17 protein-coding genes are annotated in these 18,970 nt (G+C 41.1%); 6 read left to right on the forward strand and 11 right to left on the reverse strand.

Going from position 1 to position 18,970, the window contains the following annotated elements; all coding sequences use genetic code 11:
- A partial coding sequence (locus tag B3Q46_RS10525) for a hypothetical protein (RefSeq protein ID WP_286715328.1) occupies nt 1-458 on the forward strand: 458 nt, incomplete at its 5' end.
- Between the two features lie 93 nt (nt 459-551).
- On the opposite strand, the gene B3Q46_RS10530 is transcribed toward B3Q46_RS10525, so the two are convergent.
- Nucleotides 552-926 (reverse strand): endonuclease domain-containing protein, encoded by a 375-nt coding sequence (locus B3Q46_RS10530; protein ID WP_175967028.1) that lies wholly within the window; start codon nt 924-926, stop codon nt 552-554.
- Between the two features lie 255 nt (nt 927-1,181).
- On the opposite strand from B3Q46_RS10530, the gene dhaK reads away from it, so the two are divergent.
- Nucleotides 1,182-2,912, forward strand: a complete 1,731-nt coding sequence (gene dhaK, locus B3Q46_RS10535) for a dihydroxyacetone kinase subunit DhaK (RefSeq protein WP_175967026.1) — start codon at nt 1,182-1,184, stop codon at nt 2,910-2,912.
- A 120-nt stretch (nt 2,913-3,032) separates the two neighbouring features.
- Here dhaK and B3Q46_RS10540 read toward each other — a convergent pair whose 3' ends face one another.
- From B3Q46_RS10540 to B3Q46_RS10550, 3 genes are all read right to left on the reverse strand, one after another.
- Entirely contained in the window at nt 3,033-4,307 is a 1,275-nt protein-coding gene (locus tag B3Q46_RS10540; protein ID WP_175967024.1) for a glutaminase, read from the reverse strand.
- Nucleotides 4,308-4,573: 266 nt separating this feature from the next.
- Complete coding sequence (locus B3Q46_RS10545; RefSeq protein WP_175967022.1) at nt 4,574-5,380, reverse strand: SDR family oxidoreductase; 807 nt, start codon at nt 5,378-5,380, stop codon at nt 4,574-4,576.
- Entirely contained in the window at nt 5,380-6,075 is a 696-nt protein-coding gene (locus B3Q46_RS10550; protein WP_175967020.1) for a hypothetical protein, read from the reverse strand. The genes B3Q46_RS10545 and B3Q46_RS10550 overlap by 1 nt, the downstream gene beginning before the upstream one ends.
- Before the next feature lie 174 nt (nt 6,076-6,249).
- Here B3Q46_RS10550 and B3Q46_RS10555 point away from each other — a divergent pair, with 174 nt between their 5' ends.
- The 3 genes from B3Q46_RS10555 to B3Q46_RS10565 all read left to right on the forward strand — a co-directional run bounded on the left by B3Q46_RS10555 (nt 6,250) and on the right by B3Q46_RS10565 (nt 11,354).
- Nucleotides 6,250-9,144 carry a valine--tRNA ligase gene (locus B3Q46_RS10555; protein WP_175967018.1) on the forward strand — a complete coding sequence of 965 codons (2,895 nt, stop codon included), beginning with the start codon at nt 6,250-6,252 and terminating at the stop codon, nt 9,142-9,144.
- A 70-nt stretch (nt 9,145-9,214) separates the two neighbouring features.
- Nucleotides 9,215-10,633 carry an AAA family ATPase gene (locus tag B3Q46_RS10560; RefSeq protein WP_175967016.1) on the forward strand — a complete coding sequence of 473 codons (1,419 nt, stop codon included), beginning with the start codon at nt 9,215-9,217 and terminating at the stop codon, nt 10,631-10,633.
- Nucleotides 10,626-11,354 carry an HNH endonuclease gene (locus tag B3Q46_RS10565; RefSeq protein ID WP_175967014.1) on the forward strand — a complete coding sequence of 243 codons (729 nt, stop codon included), beginning with the start codon at nt 10,626-10,628 and terminating at the stop codon, nt 11,352-11,354. Before B3Q46_RS10560 ends, B3Q46_RS10565 begins: the two co-directional genes overlap by 8 nt.
- A gap of 92 nt (nt 11,355-11,446) precedes the next feature.
- On the opposite strand, the gene B3Q46_RS10570 is transcribed toward B3Q46_RS10565, so the two are convergent.
- The 3 genes from B3Q46_RS10570 to B3Q46_RS10580 all read right to left on the reverse strand — a co-directional run bounded on the left by B3Q46_RS10570 (nt 11,447) and on the right by B3Q46_RS10580 (nt 13,867).
- Nucleotides 11,447-11,821, reverse strand: a complete 375-nt coding sequence (locus B3Q46_RS10570; RefSeq protein WP_175967012.1) for an endonuclease domain-containing protein — start codon at nt 11,819-11,821, stop codon at nt 11,447-11,449.
- A gap of 172 nt (nt 11,822-11,993) precedes the next feature.
- Nucleotides 11,994-13,037: a molecular chaperone DnaJ gene (locus B3Q46_RS10575; RefSeq protein WP_175968181.1), complete on the reverse strand. Its 1,044-nt coding sequence runs from the start codon at nt 13,035-13,037 to the stop codon at nt 11,994-11,996.
- A gap of 143 nt (nt 13,038-13,180) precedes the next feature.
- Nucleotides 13,181-13,867, reverse strand: a complete 687-nt coding sequence (locus B3Q46_RS10580) for a carbonic anhydrase (RefSeq protein WP_175968179.1) — start codon at nt 13,865-13,867, stop codon at nt 13,181-13,183.
- 478 nt (nt 13,868-14,345) lie between these two features.
- Between B3Q46_RS10580 and B3Q46_RS10585 the strand changes: the two genes are divergently transcribed.
- Nucleotides 14,346-15,023, forward strand: a complete 678-nt coding sequence (locus B3Q46_RS10585; protein WP_034170417.1) for a DUF421 domain-containing protein — start codon at nt 14,346-14,348, stop codon at nt 15,021-15,023.
- Here B3Q46_RS10585 and B3Q46_RS10590 read toward each other — a convergent pair.
- From B3Q46_RS10590 to B3Q46_RS10605, 4 genes are all read right to left on the reverse strand, one after another.
- Nucleotides 15,020-15,721 (reverse strand): HAD family hydrolase, encoded by a 702-nt coding sequence (locus tag B3Q46_RS10590; protein ID WP_175967010.1) that lies wholly within the window; start codon nt 15,719-15,721, stop codon nt 15,020-15,022. The two genes, B3Q46_RS10585 and B3Q46_RS10590, sit on opposite strands and share 4 nt — an antisense overlap.
- A gap of 135 nt (nt 15,722-15,856) precedes the next feature.
- A complete protein-coding gene (locus tag B3Q46_RS10595; protein ID WP_175967008.1) occupies nt 15,857-17,014 on the reverse strand; it encodes a porin in 1,158 nt (385 codons plus the stop codon).
- 136 nt (nt 17,015-17,150) lie between these two features.
- Entirely contained in the window at nt 17,151-18,392 is a 1,242-nt protein-coding gene (locus B3Q46_RS10600; protein WP_175967006.1) for an MFS transporter, read from the reverse strand.
- A gap of 98 nt (nt 18,393-18,490) precedes the next feature.
- A partial coding sequence (locus B3Q46_RS10605; RefSeq protein WP_286715342.1) for an IS5 family transposase occupies nt 18,491-18,970 on the reverse strand: 480 nt, incomplete at its 5' end.

Raw genomic sequence — 18,970 nt, forward strand, 5'->3', positions numbered from 1 at the left:
ACGACTTTCGCAAGAGGTCTAATGAAGAATATGAATTAGCATCAATATTATTGGATTTCGCATGTTGTGTTTTAAAAAAATGGAGTTCAGAAAGTCAAAGATTAGTTTTTGTTATCAATAGAGCTATTTCTTATAAGTTTAGTGGAAAAAATTACACAAAAATTCTTGATACAGAGGATTGGTCTGCCTGCAATACATCATATCAACTTTGCGTAGCTGTACTTAATGAAGATTTCGAATTAGCAAAAAAATATATGATTAAAGCAGGTAAATCTGAAGAAATATCTGAAGTATCTTTTTTAGAATGGCCATGTTTTAGAAATTTTCGTGAGACTGAATATTTTACAGAAGCATTTATTGAAATTTTCGGTAAACAACCCTCCTATATAGAAAGTATCGAAACAGAAACAGAAACAGAAAATGATAATTGTGTTCAGCCAATTGAAAAGCTTGCTTAACCCCCTCCTAACCTCGCTTTAAAAAGGGAGGAACCACACGAATCCAAAACCGCGATCAAATTCATGGCAAGTCCCCCTTTGTAAAAGGGGGATTTAGGGGGATTCAGTAGCTAACTGATTCAAACAATACTGATAAATCACTTCCACCACACTATCCAATTGCTCCACCAATTGCCCATTATCAAACCTAAACACCTTCAATCCAAGTTGAGCCAGAGCATCATCCCTCATCCGATCTGCTTCCAAACCTTCATCTGTAAAGTGCTGACTACCATCACACTCAATCACCAAATTGGCAGCAGGACAGTAGAAGTCCACAATGTAATTTAAAATTGGCTTCTGTCTATAAAACTGCAAACCTAATATTTGCTTACCTCGAAGTTTTGACCATAGCAGCTTTTCAGCATCGGTCAGGTTGTTGCGTAAGTCACGCGAGGCTTGTTTTAGGTTTTTATTATAGGGTTTCATTTTTATTCTCTTTTTAGAATCTCCCTTAATCCCTCTGTTCCAAAGAGGGAGACGCCATGTAAATAAATTACGTGACAGCTCCTCCCTTTTTCAAAGGGGGTTGGGAGGGATTTAATTTATCAAATATGCGCCCCTTTTCTAACCACCCAACCCAAATCCACCCGTTTTTACACTTTTAAGTCTGCAAAATTCATCACTTTCATGAATAATAGACCAATAAATTTATCTCCCAAATCAATGACTCTTGGTGTTCCAATGAAGAAACTCATGAACGGTGCTGAAAACATCGTTGTCGAAATGTGCAAAGGCTTTGTCCTGGCACATCCAGAACTGGCATTTAATGAATCTTATAAAATCATTTCTCGAGAAGAAAAACACCAAAATGTCGCCCTGATCAGTGGTGGTGGTAGCGGTCACGAACCAGCGCATGCAGGCTTTGTCGGTCAAGGCATGCTGGATGCTGCTGTATGTGGGGACGTGTTCGCCTCACCTTCACAAATTCAGGTTTATAAAGCCTTGCAGCAAGTGGCGACTGACAAAGGCGTGTTGATGATTATTAAAAACTATTCTGGCGATATGATGAACTTCCAGAATGGTGCTGCCTTAGCGACTGAAGATGGCATCAAAGTTGATTACGTAAAAGTCGCTGATGACATCGCAGTAAAAGACAGCTTATACACTGTCGGTCGTCGTGGTGTTGCCGGTACAATCTTCGTGCATAAGATTGCCGGTGCTGCTGCCTCTAAAGGGTATGAACTAGCACGTGTTAAAGAACTGGCACAAAAAGCTGCGAATAATGTGATTAGCCTTGGTTTTGCCTTTACCTCTTGTACCGTTCCAGCCAAAGGCACACCAACGTTCATTTTAGCTGAAGATGAAATGGAATACGGCGTGGGTATCCACGGTGAACCGGGGATCCGTCGTGAAAAAATCCTGCCGTCTAAAGAACTGGCGCAACGTATTGTCGATGACCTATTTCTGGATCGTCCTGACCTAACTGAAGTGGCTGTTCTGGTAAATGGCTTTGGCACGACTCCACTGCAAGAATTGTATGTGTTCAATAACGATGTATGTGAACATCTGGCAAGTAAAGGCATCAAAATTTACCGTACCTTTGTCGGCAACTACATGACCAGTATCGACATGGCCGGTGCATCAGTTTCCCTACTAGCTGTGGATGATGAACTAAAAACTTATCTGGATGCAGAAGCCAATACGCCTGCTTTTAAAATGGATGGTTCACCTGTACTGCCATTTGAGTTTGCAGCCAAAGGTCAAACGGCTACCCGTACAGTGAATACAGATGTTGAAACACATCCTGAACATGCTGTGATTGCCAATGAACAGTTCACTATCGAGAACATGCGCTATGTTGTGGATGTGATGAGTGTCTGCATCATTAAAAATGAAGTGCCTTTCTGTGAACTGGATGCCCATGCAGGTGACGGTGACTTTGGTATGAGTGTGGCTAAAGGCTTTAAACAACTCAAACGCCAGTGGCATGAACTGGTTCAGGCTGAACAGATGGATGATTTCCTGCTGAACTGCTCCATGATCATCATGGAACATTGTGGTGGCGCTTCAGGTCCAATCTGGGGATCTGCCTTCCGTTCAGCAAGTAAAGCCATTCAAGGTAAACAAACTCTAAGCGTGGCGGATTTTGCCGAGATGCTGCAAGCTGCGGTCAAAGGTATTCAAGTGACTGGTGAGCGTTCATTTGGTCGTGGTGCTGTGGTTGGTGACAAAACCCTGATTGATGCTCTGGCTCCATGTGCAGATTCTTGGTCTGCCAATACTGACAAGACTTTTAAAGAAAACTTTGTTCTAGGTGCTCAAGCGGCAGTTCAAGGTGCAGAATCCACCAAAGAGATCGTAGCGCGTATGGGCCGTGCCGGTACGGTGGGTGATCGTAGCCTGGGTTATCCGGATGCTGGTGCGCATGGTTTAGGTGTGATCTTTACTGATATTGCTGAGCATATTAAATAATTAAAAATCCCTCCTAACCTCCCTTTAGAAAAGAGAGGAACCACGCGAATTTAATATTGTTATTTGATCCATATGGAGTCCCCCCTTTGTAAAAGGGGGATTTAGGGGAATTCCATTCCTTTATTTAAATCTCTCCAAAAACTTCTCCAACTCCTCCGTCACCACCACCCTTTTTCTACCCTTTAATTGATCTTTATCCAGCAAACCTTCTGAGTCTACAACCAGCACTTTATGTCCATCCTGTTTTAAACGCTCGACACCTTCAAATAGCATTCGGGCACCCACATCATGTATCAAAGTGAGATTGGTCAAATCGAGAATAATGGTACTTTTACCTTCAGGTTCATCCTGCAAGATCCGTAGCAGCATTTCAGACTCGGTAAACTGCAATACGCCACGCAGTTCATAAACCACGACGTTATTCTTTTTCCCCACTGTGTAACGACTTTGCAAAATGGTCTGTGCTGACGGCGTACCTTCCATGAGATGCAGTCCCATATCGTGCGACAGATTTTCAAAAATTTTCACACCACGTACACTATTACCATGCTCATCAATTTTTGGGGAAAATACCGCAATTCCCACTTGCCCTGGCAGCACTCCAATAATGCCCCCTGCCACGCCGCTCTTGGCTGGAATACCAACTGTCGTCAGCCAGTCACCTGCAGCATCGTACATACCGCAGGTCAGCATGACACTGAGTAATTGCCGGACTAAAGCCCGATCCAGCATACGTTTTCCTGTCTTGGGATGCACACCACCATTAGCCAAGATACTGGTGATCACGGCCAGATCTTTGACGGTGACTTTAATGGCGCATTGCTTGATATAGCCATGCACGATTTCTTTAGGATCTTCATCCAGCACACCAACAGTACGCAGCATGTAACCAATCGACATGTTACGAAAAGCTGTTTTAATTTCCGAATTATAAACTTGCTCATCAAAAGACAATTCCCGTCCTGCCAGTCCACTAAGAAAACGGCGTAACTGTTCAGCACGTGATACCGTTTTCTTGGCAGGAATCAAAGAATGTGTGGTAATCGCACCAGAATTAATCATAGGGTTTTTAGGAATATTGCGTTCTTTTTCCAACGAAATCTGATTGAAAGCCTCACCTGACGGTTCTACGCCGACTTTTTCAAGTACCTTTGCCAGTCCAATTTCTTTAATGGCTAGCGCATAAGCAAAAGGCTTGGAAAGCGACTGCATGGTAAATTCAACGTCATCATCTCCAGCAGAATAGATGGTTCCATCTACGGTCGATAACGCAAGTCCGAGCTTGTCAGGATTAACCGACGCGAGTTCAGGAATGTAATCTGCCAGTGCGCCTTTTTTATTATCATGGCAAGCAGAAAGCACATGGTTCAAGTAATCCGGTACCGGCGTTTTCATGGCAAATGCTCCCATCTCAATATTTTATATCATTTTTATTAAAACTGAATACTGAAGGCGGTTTTGCTACTTTTATGCAGTTTTGTGTTGTGAAAATGGGATATGGGCAAAAGAGATAGAAAAAATAGAAGACTTAACTAGACTAAATAAGGAATCTTAAAATAGATAAATCATAAAGATGAGCACATTATTTTCAGATTACAGGTCTATTTCTATCAAGCAATAAACCTGTAACCGATGACAACCAGCTTGATCTTTCAAGCAGATTATTTCACCTTAGTTTTGCGAATCATCTTATACAACACTTTTGGCGATAGACGTGAAACTAAAACACCTAGTTTTTCTTTAGAGCCACCCACCACGATATATTCTTCGCCACGTTTCAATGCTTCTACAGTCTGACGGGCAAAATCAGCCGGTTCCAGACCGTTTTCAATTGCTTCATCCTGCTTGGCCTGAGGTTTACCTTCCCCATTTAAGGCGTTAAAAGATACATTGGTTTTAATAAAGCCCGGGAAAATCACGGATACCTGAATACCCTGATCTGCCATTTCAGCGCGCAGGCTGTTGGCCCACATATGAATCGCGCCTTTGGCTGCTGAATAAGACGCCCGATATTGAGTTCCAAGTAGACCGGCCACACTGGAAATAAAGGCAATCCGACCAGATTTCTGTTTTAAAAACGTCGGTAAAACCGTTTTGGTCAAAAACACCTGAGAGAAATAATCAACTTCCATAATGGCGCGTTCAGTCTGCATGGTGGTTTCCTGAATCAGGGCACGCTGACTGAGTCCAGCATTATTGATTAGCCAATCAATGCGGCCTTTCTCACTCAGCACCTGTTCATAAGCCGTGCGTACCTGATTTTCATCAGTAATATCGGCTACGATTGAGATGTGTTGATCAGGTTTCACCAGTCCTGCACGGACTTTTTCCAGTTCTTCCAAACGTCGTGCGGTCAATACTATCTGCGCACCTTGTGCAGCACATTCTTCGGCCAGTGCCTTACCAATTCCTGAAGATGCTCCGGTAATCCAGACGACTTTTCCCTGTAAATTTTCTAGTTTTGCCATTAAATCCTGTCACCCTCTTTATATGAATATGTGCCTGGCGGCATTTCATCTTCCAGAAATGCCAGCAACTGCTCAAAATAATAACTCATGGTATCCGCATCATAGAGGCTACCAAGTTTATCAAAACGTTTATAACCCAGTTGTGTGGTCAGGCGAATCACACCATTCAATTTTTTATCCACCACCACATTAAATTTGAGCATCTTTTTCGGTTCACGCACCAGATGCATCACGCCCTGATCCACCACCTGAATAAAAGCTTTCAATGCCGGTGAGACATACTGATTATTGCCACCTTTCATTTGCTCTACACAGCCTAACAGTTCCGTGATCAGCATGCGTTCTACCGGATAACGAACAAAATATCCATCCTCATTTTCATGGGTCATCTTGTACAGATAGTTCACCATGGGAATTAGCCGGTCATTACCAAAAAACGAAACCGACCACGGCATATATTTGCGAGTCGTTTCTAAAATCTGTTGAATGACTTTTTCAGATTCCTGATCTGGGGAGCTAGAGAGTTGCACCACACGACCAAAAATCTGGTCAATAATTTCACAGGCAATATCGGCCAGATTTTCACCGAGCAGTTTAGCCAGACTTTCCTGTTCGCCAGCATTAAATCGGGAGTGCAGGTCTTTAAAGCGTTGATGGGTATCGGGGTGAATCTTGAGAGAAATGCTATAGCTCATCTTGTTATCCTTTTTTTAATCGTCTGCGATGAGTCGCGTTTTATCAATCTATCATACGTTGAGTTCAGGCAGCTGCCAATTGGCGAAAGTTTGCTTTTGGTTAAGCTGCCGCATGGCTTGATTTTTTTGCTACAATAGATGCAATTTTTTATCCACTTTTGATCTGTTTAGACTATGACTGATTCAGCGCAAAATATTGCTACGACCTACGATCCGACCGAGATCGAGAAAAAATGGTACCAAACCTGGGAAGAGCGCGGTTACTTCAAGCCGTCTCAAAAAGGTGAATCATTCTGTATCATGATTCCGCCGCCAAACGTCACTGGTAGCTTGCACATGGGTCATGGTTTTAACAATGCCATCATGGATGCCTTGACTCGTTATAATCGTATGTCAGGCAAAAATACCTTATGGCAGCCAGGTACTGACCATGCGGGTATTGCAACCCAGATGGTTGTTGAGCGTCAGTTAGGTGCTCAAGGCGTAAGCCGTCATGATCTGGGCCGTGAAAAGTTCATCGAAAAAGTTTGGGAATGGAAAGAACAGTCTGGCGGTAATATCACCCGTCAAATCCGTCGTCTGGGATCTTCAGTAGACTGGTCACGTGAACGCTTTACCATGGATGAAGGTTTATCCAATGCCGTTAAAGAAGTGTTCGTGAAACTGCATGAAGAAGGCCTGATTTACCGCGGTAAACGTCTGGTGAACTGGGATCCTAAATTGCAAACTGCCCTGTCCGACCTTGAGGTAGAATCTGATAAAGAAGAACAAAGCTCATTGTGGCACTTCAAATATTTCTTTGAAGATAAATCGCTTCGCACTCAAGATGGCAAAGACCATATTGTCGTTGCCACCACTCGTCCAGAAACATTACTCGGTGATACTGCGGTTGCGGTCAACCCTGAAGATGAGCGTTATGCACATCTTGTCGGCAAAAATATTGTATTGCCAATTACTGGCCGTACAGTTGCCATCGTTGCTGACGAATATGTTGAAAAAGAATTCGGTACAGGCTGTGTGAAAATTACGCCTGCGCACGACTTCAATGACTATGAAGTGGGTAAACGCTGTGGTCTGGCACTGATCAACATCTTCAACAAAAATGCCGAAGTTCTGGCTGAGTTTGAATATATCGAAAAAGCCGGTGAGCAGATTTCTAAAACTATCCCTGCGCCTGTAGACTATATCGGTTTAGAACGTTTTGAAGCACGTAAAAAACTGGTTGAGCAAGCGGAAGCTGAAGGCTGGTTAGATCAGATCCAACCATACACCCTGAAACCACCGCGCGGTGACCGTTCAGGCGTGATCGTTGAGCCATTATTGACAGACCAATGGTATGTAAAAATTGCTCCACTGGCTGAACCTGCGATTGAAGCGGTTAAAGATGGCCGTATCAAGTTCGTTCCTGAGCAGTACAGTAACATGTACATGGCATGGATGAACAACATTCAGGACTGGTGTATCTCGCGTCAATTGTGGTGGGGTCACCGTATTCCGGCCTGGTACGATGCTGAAGGCAATGTATTTGTCGGTCGTAACAAAGAAGAAGTTCGTGCGAAACACGGTATTGCACCTGAAGTTGAATTGAAACAGGACGAAGATGTACTGGATACCTGGTTCTCTTCTGGTTTGTGGACATTCTCAACTTTAGGTTGGACTGGCGACGAAGCGAAAGACAAAGACAACTATTTCTTGAATACTTTCCACCCGACTGATGTATTGGTCACTGGTTTTGACATCATCTTCTTCTGGGTTGCCCGGATGATCATGATGACCATGCACTTCATGAAGAATGAAGATGGCACACCACAAGTACCATTCAAAACTGTGTATGTACACGGTCTGGTACGTGATGGCGAAGGTCAGAAGATGTCTAAATCTAAGGGTAACGTACTTGACCCATTAGACCTGATTGATGGTGTTGATCTGGAAACCTTGGTACAAAAACGTACTTTCGGTCTGATGAATCCAAAACAGGCTGCGAAGATTGAGAAATCTACCCGTAAAGAATTCCCTGAAGGTATTCAGGCTTATGGTACTGACGCGGTTCGTTTCACATTCTGTGCACTTGCCAACACTGGCCGTGACATCAAGTTCGACATGAAACGTGTTGAAGGTTACCGTAACTTCGCCAACAAAATCTGGAACGGTACACGTTTCGTGATGATGAACGTGGAAGGTCAAACCGTTGGTCAAACTGCACGTCCTGATCTGTGGGAATTGCCTGAACAATGGATCGTAAGCCGTCTGCAAAAAGCAGAACAAGCGATTCAGCAAGCATTCGCGACTTACCGTCTTGATCTTGCTGCTCAAGCGATCTACGAATTTATCTGGAATGAATACTGTGACTGGTATGTCGAGCTGACCAAACCGGTTCTGAATGATGAAAACGTATCTGAAGAGCGTAAAGCTGAAGTTCGTCGTGTATTGCTTGCGGTGATGGAAGCTTCTTTACGTCTTGCTCACCCAATCATGCCGTACTTGACGGAAGAAATTTGGCAGACCCTTGCACCAATGATTGGCTTGGGTGGTGAAACCATTATGTTGGCAAACTACCCTGTTGCAGATGAGGCCAAAATTAACGAACAAGCCGAAGCAGATATGCAATGGCTACAAGGTTTGATTGGTGCGGTGCGTAATATTCGTGGTGAAATGGGTCTAGGTAATGCACGCTTATTACCTGTACTTTTACAGAACACCACTGAAGCAGAAAAAGCACAAATTTCTCGTATTGAGCCGTTGTTTAAAGCATTGGCGAAAGTTGAGAGCATTACCTTCTTGGCGGATGGTGAACAACCACCATTGTCTTCTTCTTCTGTAGTCGGCCATGTGTCTGTATTTGTTCCAATGAAGGGTTTAATTGACCCGAAAGCGGAATTGGGGCGCCTACAAAAAGACTTAGACAAGGTTCAAAAGCAGCATGACCAAATTGCCACTAAACTTAGCAATGAAGGTTTTGTGGCAAAAGCCCCTGCTGCTGTGGTTGAAGGCGAGAAAGTGAAACTTGCTGAGTTTGCGGATCAGTTAGCGAAGATTAAAGCGAATATGGAGCAAATTGCGGCGCTTTAATGTGTTGTTAGTTTGATCTAATTTGTGTATAAAGGGCTGATTATTCAGCCCTTTATTGATTTCAACAATTATGAAATATATTCAAAAAATCAGTGCAAAATTAGACTTCCTTAATCGGGATATAAATATCGACCTAAAAGGACGCAACTTAATTCTCACTGGTAAAAATGGAGTTGGTAAAACTAGATTTTTAAATCAATTAAATAGTGTAGTTCTAAACAAGTTAGTTCATGAAATTCCTCATTTTCCTCAACAGCATTATTCATGTAAGAAACAAATTATTAATATAATAAAGTCAGAGACTTCAAACTTACCGTCTAACAATATATACCAACAGTATTTGACAAACTTAGAACATTTATTAGTTAAAACAGATTATTACAACATTATTGAAAATAGAAAATTTGTAGAAATTGCGACAGAGTTAAAAGATATAATCATCCAACATCAAAATTTATCAAATGATGAGAACTTCAAATACAGACATTCACAGATACATGAGATTGATCATTATTTTAATCAATTAGGCTACATGAATTCTCATGAAAATATTGATTTGGTCGTAACTGGCATTGGTAACTTGAGCGAAAATATTCAAGCATCAAAAGTAACGTTTAATTTCTTCCCAGCCCATAGACAGTCACAAATTACTGCATCCACAAATACAATTGACTTAAATCAATATATTAATACAGCAAAACATGAATATTCTTCAAAGTTAGGACAGTTTCTTGAACAGTATTTATTAAATATCAAAATTGAAAAATCGCTCGCCTTATCAGAAGAGCAAGATACTAATCATGCCGATCAAATAGATTTATGGTTTAAAAAATTTGATGAAGATCTGAAGTTTTTATTTGAGGATTCAACAACTCAATTAAAGTTTGATTATAAATTGAGAAAATTCAGCTTAATACAATCTTATCGAGAGTTTACATTCCAATCACTTTCGTCAGGATTTACTGCCATATTTGATATTTATAGTGACCTATTAATGAGATCTCGATTACTAAATATTCTACCGAATGAATTAAATGGGGTCGTGCTCATCGACGAAATAGATGCTCACTTACATATTTCGCTTCAGAAGAAGATTTTACCATTTTTAAGCCAATCTTTTCCTGAAATCCAGTTCATTGTAAGTACACACTCTCCATTTGTTATCACCTCAACGAATAACGATACTGTAGTCTACGACCTCTCAACAGGTGAGTTCTTTGAAGAAGATTTGAGTCAATATTCTTATGAATCTGTGATTAAAGGATTATTCCACGTAAATCCTATAAGTGCAGACACAATGGATTCAATTAAAACACTAAAAGACCTCTTAAATGAGAATCCAAGAAATTATGAAAATATAAGATCAATTATCAAAAATTTAAGTGAACTAGAAAAAAATAAACTCTTAGATAAAAAATTAAAAAACCTATATTTACAAGGAATCAATCTTCTAGCAGATAACAATCAACTGGAGGGTTTAGATGTTTAAAGTATCCAAATCTGCGAGACCAACGGATTGGACTACGAAGGACTACAAAGATCCCGTGGTTGTTAAGCAATTAAAGAAAGATTTCCATAGTAAATGCTATATCTGTGAACAGAAGCATTTCCCAAACCTAAATGTTGAACATTTCATTCCACATTTAGATGATGAAACACTTAAGCTTGATTGGAACAATCTCTATTACGCATGTTCAAGATGCAATTCAATCAAAAATAAATACTACGATGATATGCTGGATTGTTGTAACGGAGATCATCTAGTTGAAGAATGGATTAAGGCTTATTACAGAATGCCAGATGAAGATATTGAGGTAATCAATGCTTGTCCTGACGGTCATTCATATCACACTAAAGCTGAAACTTCTAAAGAGCTGATAGCTAAGTGTTTCAATAATGCAAATAGTGGTATTCAAGAAGTCAGTAAAGAAGATTTGAGAGATAAAATCATTGATGTCCACAGTGAGTTTTTAGATTTAAGACGTGAATTCTTTAAGAATCTAGATAATTGGCTTGATGAAGAAAAAATCGATCAAGCTAGAAAAATTCGACACCGTTTAAAATCGCATTATCCATTTTCTGCAATTCTACGCGGTCATATAGAAAAGGATTCTAAATGGCGTAATGCTCTAGAAGATATTGATAAAATTGAAATTCTACAGTCGGCTAACCCTCACCCCAGCCCTCTCCCAGAGGGAGAGGGAGTGTGATTTGATTTAATATCTGCATAGATTTCGCAACGGATGTTCCCTCTCCTGAGCAAGTTTTAAAGCACTGCTTTAAAATGAGGCGCAAGTGAGGGCTAGGGAGAGGTCTGCTTTAATTTAGTACGCACCCGCCACAAATCTTCCAACACCACATCCGTCCTTCCCAACACATCAGAATTCCAATATCGAACCACTGTTAAACCCAAAGCCTCTAAAAATTGAGTGCGTTCGACATCATAAGTCCGACCATCTTCCGTATTATGCTGACCACCATCCAACTCAATGACCAAGCCAATTTCATGACAGTAAAAATCTACAATATACGGTTCAATGACCTGCTGACGACGGAATTTCAGATTCATAAAACGTTTGGCACGAAGCAGTTGCCACATGAGGTGTTCTGCATCGGTGGCGGTGTGGCGCATGGATTTGGCGAAAATGAGTAGTTGAGGATCGAGCTTTTTGTTCATGAGATTTTGTTTTTATTATTTTATTGAGGATAACAGAAATTTTAAATGCCCTCACCCCGACCTTCTCCCAAAGGGAGAGGGTGAATCCATCAGAACTCCATATATCATTTGATACGCAATGAAGTTCCCTCTCCTCCTAGGAAAGGGTTAGGGAGAGGTAATTCTAATTAAGTTAAAGCATCCCATGTCTTAAAAACATCTCTAATCCACTTACCTTTTTAATATACATCAGGCGTTCTTTTTCTACTTTAATCTGCTGCTTTATAGTAGAAGTATCTTCATCAATCTGCTTATACAGATCAGCAATTTGAACTTTTCCCTTTGCTTTTTTTACTGCAATTCTGGTTTTCGATGACCAGACCAGTCGATTGATCAATGTATCGATCTGCTCTTGTAACTTCTGGCTCTGCGCATCCAAAGCCAGTTGATAAAACTTGAGTTGCTCTGCACTTAAACTCTTTTGCGAAGGATCTCGATCTTGCTCAATCTGAAGCTGCATTTTTAGTAAGGCAAACAAATCCTGTTCTGCATAGGCCTCATTGGCACGTTGCAACAATTCTGTCTTTTTAATCTTTTTTACATCATTCGCTTCACGATCTGGATGAATCGCGGCAGCAATCTTTAAATATACAGATTTCACTGACTGCTCTGCCATCGCAGCTACCTGTTCCTGCTTTTCCTGCCGGCGTTTTAGTTTGGCCTGCTCGCGGACTTGCTGAAAATGATCAGAAGCCCATTCTTCAAATCTCTCAGCATCTGCCGGATCTAGGACATTTTCATTCTTAAAAAACCTTTCCAGCTCATTGGTCTTTTTTTGGCTTTTTCTGAATTGAGCATGTTCAGCACGCTGCTGATAATAAGTGAAGATTTCATTGACCTTATTGGTTTCTTGCGCTGACATTGCCTGAGAATCTTGCAGATAATCTGCCAGGTATTGAATCTTCTCATCCAGCACTATCAACTCGGCCTTGGTGAAATCTGTTTCCTGTAAATGCGTCCAGAGCTGTTCAAGCTGCTCAAACAGAACACCATGCAATTCATGATAGACCGGCATGAAAGTTTTATGCGTATATTGCTGTAGGTCTTCTTCAGCCTGTTGCCATTTTTTTAACTCCAACTTCTGCTGTTCGATTTTATCAATCAAACGATCCAGCTTCTTCTGCTGTGGCGAAAGCGCTGTGAATGGTTGGATCATGGTTTTTAAGTCAAAGAGCATGGCAGCAGAAAGACCCAAGGAAATCTTATCTATATTAATTCTTTCAGCTTTCGCCACAAAGTTCTTTTCACCTTAGGCTATTGAAATTTGTATCAGAATTAAAAAAAGCAGAACTAAGTCTGCTTTTTTCACGCGGCTCTTTATTATTCCAGTACAACACGGCCATTTAAGGACTGCACTGGGCGGTTATTTGGATGTCCCATTAACTTGGAAAATTCTGAAATCTGTGTCGCAGAGGCCTGCTGGATTTCTTTCAGAATTAACCAGCGCACACCTTCGGAACATGGTGGTGTGGTCAGCGAACCACTAAAGCGATAATAATCCAGATTCTTAGGCAACATCTCATTTACAGGTTGCGGAGTCTTTAAGACGACTTTTTCACCTTGCTTTTTCGGCAAGCGGTTCCACATACGTTGAAGCATCGGATTTTCTGTACCCTGCTCAAACATCATCGCCACTACAGCAAGTTCCCCTTGAGTATTGGCATGGACAAAATGAATCTCTAGAGGATAGCTCTTGCCCTTAATCAGGTTCTCACTTGGGCTATGCAGATGAAACTGTTTCAGCACAAAAGTTTCACCATCCAGCTGCAATTCTCCGCCTTGAGCAAAGTCTACTTGAACGGTATGACCCTTATTTTCAATCGCGTGAATCATGGTGTTATAGCTAAACTTGAGCGGTTCCAATTCAGCTTTGACTGTTCGCTCAATATTGATCGGTGACTGGTTCAGTCCATTACAGGCTGAATATTTCTGGTTTAGAGTCGACCATTGTTCAGGCTGAGTATAGTTCCAGTCTGCATCTGCAAATACTGCTGTACTTAAGCCCATAACCGTTAAAAGCGTGAATATCTTTTTCACAATACATCCTTTCTTGGAAGTCAAAATCAATTTTTTTAATTTAAAAAACAGATTTTTAGCTTGATCTAATCGCTATATTTTTCAGGGCACAACATACAGAAATTTATAAGTATCAAGTTATTTGATTACAAATCATTAAATAGTTCTCATTATTCCAAGGAAATTGCTCAGATTTTATCTTGATATATTTCAGCAGGATATTATTTATGCTGATTAAAAGTCACACAGAGTAAAATGTGAACTGGTTCAAATTTAATCTATTGAATAATCAATCAATATTTACATGAAATATCTATCTTATTTTCTCAAAATCGCTATATCTTTTACTTATAGCGATCACATTTAAAAAACATAATTTATTTTTATTCAAAAACTTACACAATTACAGCAGCAAACTAACAGTCGAGATTGCTAGACTCGGAACAAAGAGTGATCTGGAATAATAACAATGGACTGGGCCACCATATTTATAAATGATACGACCTGGGAATTTGCCACAGAGATTTTGCTGCGCTGTGTAGTGATGTACGCGATGATTATCCTGTTTCTACGGCTGACAGGTAAACGTGGGGTACGACAACTTTCGATCTTTGAAGTCACCATCATTCTTGCCTTGGGTTCCATTGCCGGCGATCCGATGTTTACAGAAGATCTTCCCCTGATCCAGGCGGCGCTGATCATGTCGGTGATCATTTTCCTGTATCGTCTGACCACCTGGCTCATGATGAAATTTCAATGGTTTGAAGACCTGCTCGAAGGCAAACCGATTCATATTGTGGAAGATGGTTTACTGGTCATTGATGAAATTAAAAAAGGCAAAATGTCTCATGATGAATTCTTTGCTGAGATGCGTCAGCAAGGCATTGAACATTTGGGTCAGGTGCGCTTAGGTTTACTGGAAACAGACGGTAAATTCAGTATTCTATATTTCCATCCAGATGATGTTCGGCATGGGCTCCCGCTTTTCCCTAAATCCTGCTGCATAGTCAAAGAAGTCAAGCCAGAAGAGCTTTATGCCTGTATTTATTGCGGTCAAGTCCAGCATTTAGAAGAAGCAGCACAGACGTGTCCGCGCTGTCACTCTCACCAATGGGCAAAAGCCATGAATAGCCACCGGATTACTTAGAGCTGCTTAAGTCGCTGCAAATGATCAAAGATTTCTGGTAGTTGCTGAATCTTGTATTGAATATGCGTAGCATCCGGATGAAAACCTTGCATCCATAAAGCATGCATACCTGCGGCTGTTGCGCCTTGAATATCATTAACAGGATGATCGCCAATATATAGACACTTCTCTGGCTGCACGCCTAAACGCTCTGCGGTAATCTGGAAAATTTCCGGTTGCGGTTTATTAAAGCCGACCAATCCTGAACTGATAATCTCATCGAAATAATCTGCAATACCTAAACCGCGAATGGTATTTAATCGGGTCTCATGTCCGCCATTGGATACAATGGCCAAGCGATAACCTTCAGTCTTAAGCTGTTTTAATACTTGTCCTGCTTGCGGCATCTCTACGGCGAAACGTCCAAACTGGCTAAACCAGAACTGCGCTAGCTCCTCTAGATCTGGTGGAGTTAACCAAGATAATTCCTGCAACAATGCATATGCAGCTGAAGCGCCAATACTGCCATGAGTCAGCAATTCCTTTTTCGGATAACCGCCATTGTCTATGCGTCGCACAATCTCAATAATTTTCTCAAGTTCAACCTGTGCTAGTGCCGAAGCATAATATTCTGCCAGATAACGGCTATAGGCCTGTGTCGTCAGGTCACGGTGCGTCAAGGTATTGTCGAGATCGAATAGAACAGCTTGAATGGTCATAATTTAAAAAGGAATAGAAGGTTTTCTGTCATGGTAACAGCTGGGAACTTTCAGGATTAGACCTAAAATTGCTAAGTTTTGTTGTTTCAGGCATAAAAAAAGCGATGCCGAAGCACCGCTTTTTTTGCTCTAAAATTAGAACTTGTATTCGAAGCCTGTACCAACAAGTAACTGGTTGTCTTCATCAGAACCTTGTTCAATAGTCAGGTAGCCTGCTGTACCGTACACTTTAACTTGTTTAGATAAAGCGTAGTCCACGCCAGCAAGAAATTGCTTAGCTTCAAAGTCTGAACTTGCATTGTTGAAAGTCACATCGCTATAGCTATATTGGCCTTTTACTGTCCATTTTTTAGCATTTGGCAGGTTATATTCTGCACCAATTAACCATGCTTGCGCATCGTCGATAGTTGCTGCTGCGGCTTGGTTTGCTGCTGGACTAGCAGAAGCATTTTCAATATCAGAAGTTTGATACAATGCACGAAGTGATAGACCATTCTCTAAGTTGACACGACCAATTGCACGAACTGTATTTGCTTCTGCAACAACATTACGGCTTGCTGTAACATCTTGGCCTAAACGAGGAGCTGTATTGTCGGCATTTAGGAAACCACGACCTAAGAAACGAGAAGGAATCGCTTTGTCATAGCCTAGACCTGCGACAAATGTTTTATCGCTATATACTAATGAAGAAGACCAAGAATCACCTAAACCACGACCAGCGACAGTATAACCACCTTTAGTCGAGTTAATAGTGTCGTTACCTTCACCAGTTGCAAGCTGCAGTTTACCTTCAAGTTTACCTTCACCTACTTTAAATGCTGGGGTTTCGTAAACAAGCGTATTATCAATACGGTTTTCACCCGCCATGATGCCGTGTACGTCAGCATTGTTTGCTACATAGTTGTTGAAAGTATCAACTACAGCAGAAAGCTGTTTTACAGGCGTATCAATCTTACCGACTTTTAACGCACCTAATTTCTCATCTTTTAAACCAATGAGAATATTACGCGGTACGAATACGTCATTGCTGCTGTTTGAACCTTCATCACTATAGAATGTGAATTCAGCTTGGTATAACGCGCTTAAACGATCAGTTAATTTTTCGTCCCCTTTTAAACCCAAGAATGAGTTATTAGAGTTCAGGTCAGTAATATGACGATCTTCTACGCCATTTTTATTATCTGCTTGTACATGATCTAGAGAAAGATCGATTTCACCATAGAAAGTTGGTGCTGCAAATGTAGTCCCCGCTAAAAGGCTGAGTGCGATTGCTGTTGCTAACTTAGTTTTCATTAAAAAATCCTTTAACTTATTTTGTTACAAATAATACACACGACGCCTATATTACAAAATTATTAAAAAAATATTTATATATTCTTTTTAATACTTTAGGTGGAGAGTCAATTAACTTACTTATTCATAAGAGATTTTAAATATTTTTCGCTACTTTCATCCATCGGAAAATAGGAATCAGGCAAAAAATCGCGATAATTACGATCAAATTTAGATAGTTTTGGTAACCTAAAGCATCCCCTAGTAGCCCGCTCAGGCTATAAAGTCCCCCGCTTACAGTAGCCATCAAGGCGACCTGAAAGGTGAAATCCGTCCCTGCCAGATGCTTGCGACTGTATTGCATCACCAAGGTCAGCATAACCACTAAGAGCATGGCCGATACCATATCTTCAGCAGCATTGATAAGATAAATGATCCAGTTTTCTACTTTGTTCTGGGCTTCATATCGTGCAGCCAGCCAAGCATAAGCGATTAGACTGAGTATTTTCAGAATAGAGAAAATCATTAAACTCCAACTGCGCGACCAGTATTTCAAACACCAGCCTGCTAGCCCTGCGCCAATCAACGCTGCAAAAGCGCCGAGCATGGTGACATAAATACCAATCTGACCAAAACTCAGTCCCAAATCGACCATCAAAGGTTTTAATAATGGCCCAGACAGACCATCCGCCACTTTAAAGGTTAGTAAAACCAGCAGCCATGTCGCCAAGGTAGAATCAGCTAAAAAATATTGAAAATAAGCTTTAATTCTAGTCCGAGCAGGTAATTTCTCAGGTGATGAAGAAATCATCTTTTGATGATCTGGTTCTTTAAACCATAACACCGGTAAAGTATTCAGAAAGACCAGAACTGCCAGCAGTAAAAAGGTCATCTGCCAATGCAAAAAGTCGAGTAACCACAGGACTGCCCCGCCTCCAACAATAAAGCCCAAGCGGGAACCAATCACCTGAAAGGTATTACCCCAGTGTTGCTGTTCATTTTTTAAAATATTGACTGCCAGTCCATCCGTGGCAATATCCTGAGTAGCACCGATCCCATTCATCACTAACAACGTGATAAAAAAGATCAGCAGGTACAGCGGCTGGTTTAAGGCTTGGATCGGCAAGAAGGACAGTCCAATCAGTACAGAGACGGAAAGCCATTGCAAAGGAATAATCCAGCTTCGATAATGACCTCGAGATTTTGATCCATGTCGATCAACTAAAGGTGCCCAGAAGATTTTTATCGACCATGGCAGCATGAGCAGGCCAAAGCCACCAATATGTGCCAGAGATACGCCTTCAGCTCGCAGAATGACCGGCAAGGCATGGGTCATAAACCCGACCGGAAGCCCCTGTGCCCAATATAGGGAAAACAATAAAATATAAGTATTCCGCATATTCAGCGCAGGTCCTTAAGGTAAAAATGCTAAAAGCATCCATCATCGCTATACATTTTGCCAATGATCCAGATTTTACAACAGTCTAGGACGTGTCCTCATTTGGCTTTGCACCAAATAAATATGCAGGCTATACGGATCATAGATTTATAATTGCGTGCTAGTTTATCAAATCGAGTTGCAATAGCACGGAAATGTTTTAATCTCACAAAAGCATTTTCAACTAAATGTCTTAATTTATATAGATATTTATCAAATTCCTTATTCGATCTCTTACTGTTTGATCTCAATGGAATAATGGGAATCATATTCTTGTTCTTGGCACATATTCTAATGTGCTCAGCATCATACCCCTTGTCAGCAATGAGATAAGTTGCCTCGCCTACAATATCAATCAGTTGTTTTGCAACTTGACTGTCGTGGACGTCACCCCCAGTGATTTTAAAATCAATCGGTAATCCATTCGCGTCGGTTGCAAGATGTATTTTTGTTGTTCGTCCACCGCGTGATTGTCCAATTGCTCTTTCGAAACCATGCCGAGCTCCACTTGCATGTTGATGCACGCGTATGTAGCTTCC

Source organism: Acinetobacter sp. UBA2581 (assembly GCF_002339435.1).
Lineage (GTDB): Bacteria > Pseudomonadota > Gammaproteobacteria > Pseudomonadales > Moraxellaceae > Acinetobacter > Acinetobacter variabilis.

Coding starts and splice junctions, on each gene's coding strand:
- B3Q46_RS10530 (WP_175967028.1), bottom strand. CDS start 926: ATGAAACCCTATAATAAAAACCTAAAACAAGCCTCGCGTGACTTACGC.
- dhaK (WP_175967026.1), top strand. CDS start 1,182: ATGAAGAAACTCATGAACGGTGCTGAAAACATCGTTGTCGAAATGTGC.
- B3Q46_RS10540 (WP_175967024.1), bottom strand. CDS start 4,307: ATGAAAACGCCGGTACCGGATTACTTGAACCATGTGCTTTCTGCTTGC.
- B3Q46_RS10545 (WP_175967022.1), bottom strand. CDS start 5,380: ATGGCAAAACTAGAAAATTTACAGGGAAAAGTCGTCTGGATTACCGGA.
- B3Q46_RS10550 (WP_175967020.1), bottom strand. CDS start 6,075: ATGAGCTATAGCATTTCTCTCAAGATTCACCCCGATACCCATCAACGC.
- B3Q46_RS10555 (WP_175967018.1), top strand. CDS start 6,250: ATGACTGATTCAGCGCAAAATATTGCTACGACCTACGATCCGACCGAG.
- B3Q46_RS10560 (WP_175967016.1), top strand. CDS start 9,215: ATGAAATATATTCAAAAAATCAGTGCAAAATTAGACTTCCTTAATCGG.
- B3Q46_RS10565 (WP_175967014.1), top strand. CDS start 10,626: ATGTTTAAAGTATCCAAATCTGCGAGACCAACGGATTGGACTACGAAG.
- B3Q46_RS10570 (WP_175967012.1), bottom strand. CDS start 11,821: ATGAACAAAAAGCTCGATCCTCAACTACTCATTTTCGCCAAATCCATG.
- B3Q46_RS10575 (WP_175968181.1), bottom strand. CDS start 13,037: ATGCTCTTTGACTTAAAAACCATGATCCAACCATTCACAGCGCTTTCG.
- B3Q46_RS10580 (WP_175968179.1), bottom strand. CDS start 13,867: ATGGGCTTAAGTACAGCAGTATTTGCAGATGCAGACTGGAACTATACT.
- B3Q46_RS10585 (WP_034170417.1), top strand. CDS start 14,346: ATGGACTGGGCCACCATATTTATAAATGATACGACCTGGGAATTTGCC.
- B3Q46_RS10590 (WP_175967010.1), bottom strand. CDS start 15,721: ATGACCATTCAAGCTGTTCTATTCGATCTCGACAATACCTTGACGCAC.
- B3Q46_RS10595 (WP_175967008.1), bottom strand. CDS start 17,014: ATGAAAACTAAGTTAGCAACAGCAATCGCACTCAGCCTTTTAGCGGGG.
- B3Q46_RS10600 (WP_175967006.1), bottom strand. CDS start 18,392: ATGCGGAATACTTATATTTTATTGTTTTCCCTATATTGGGCACAGGGG.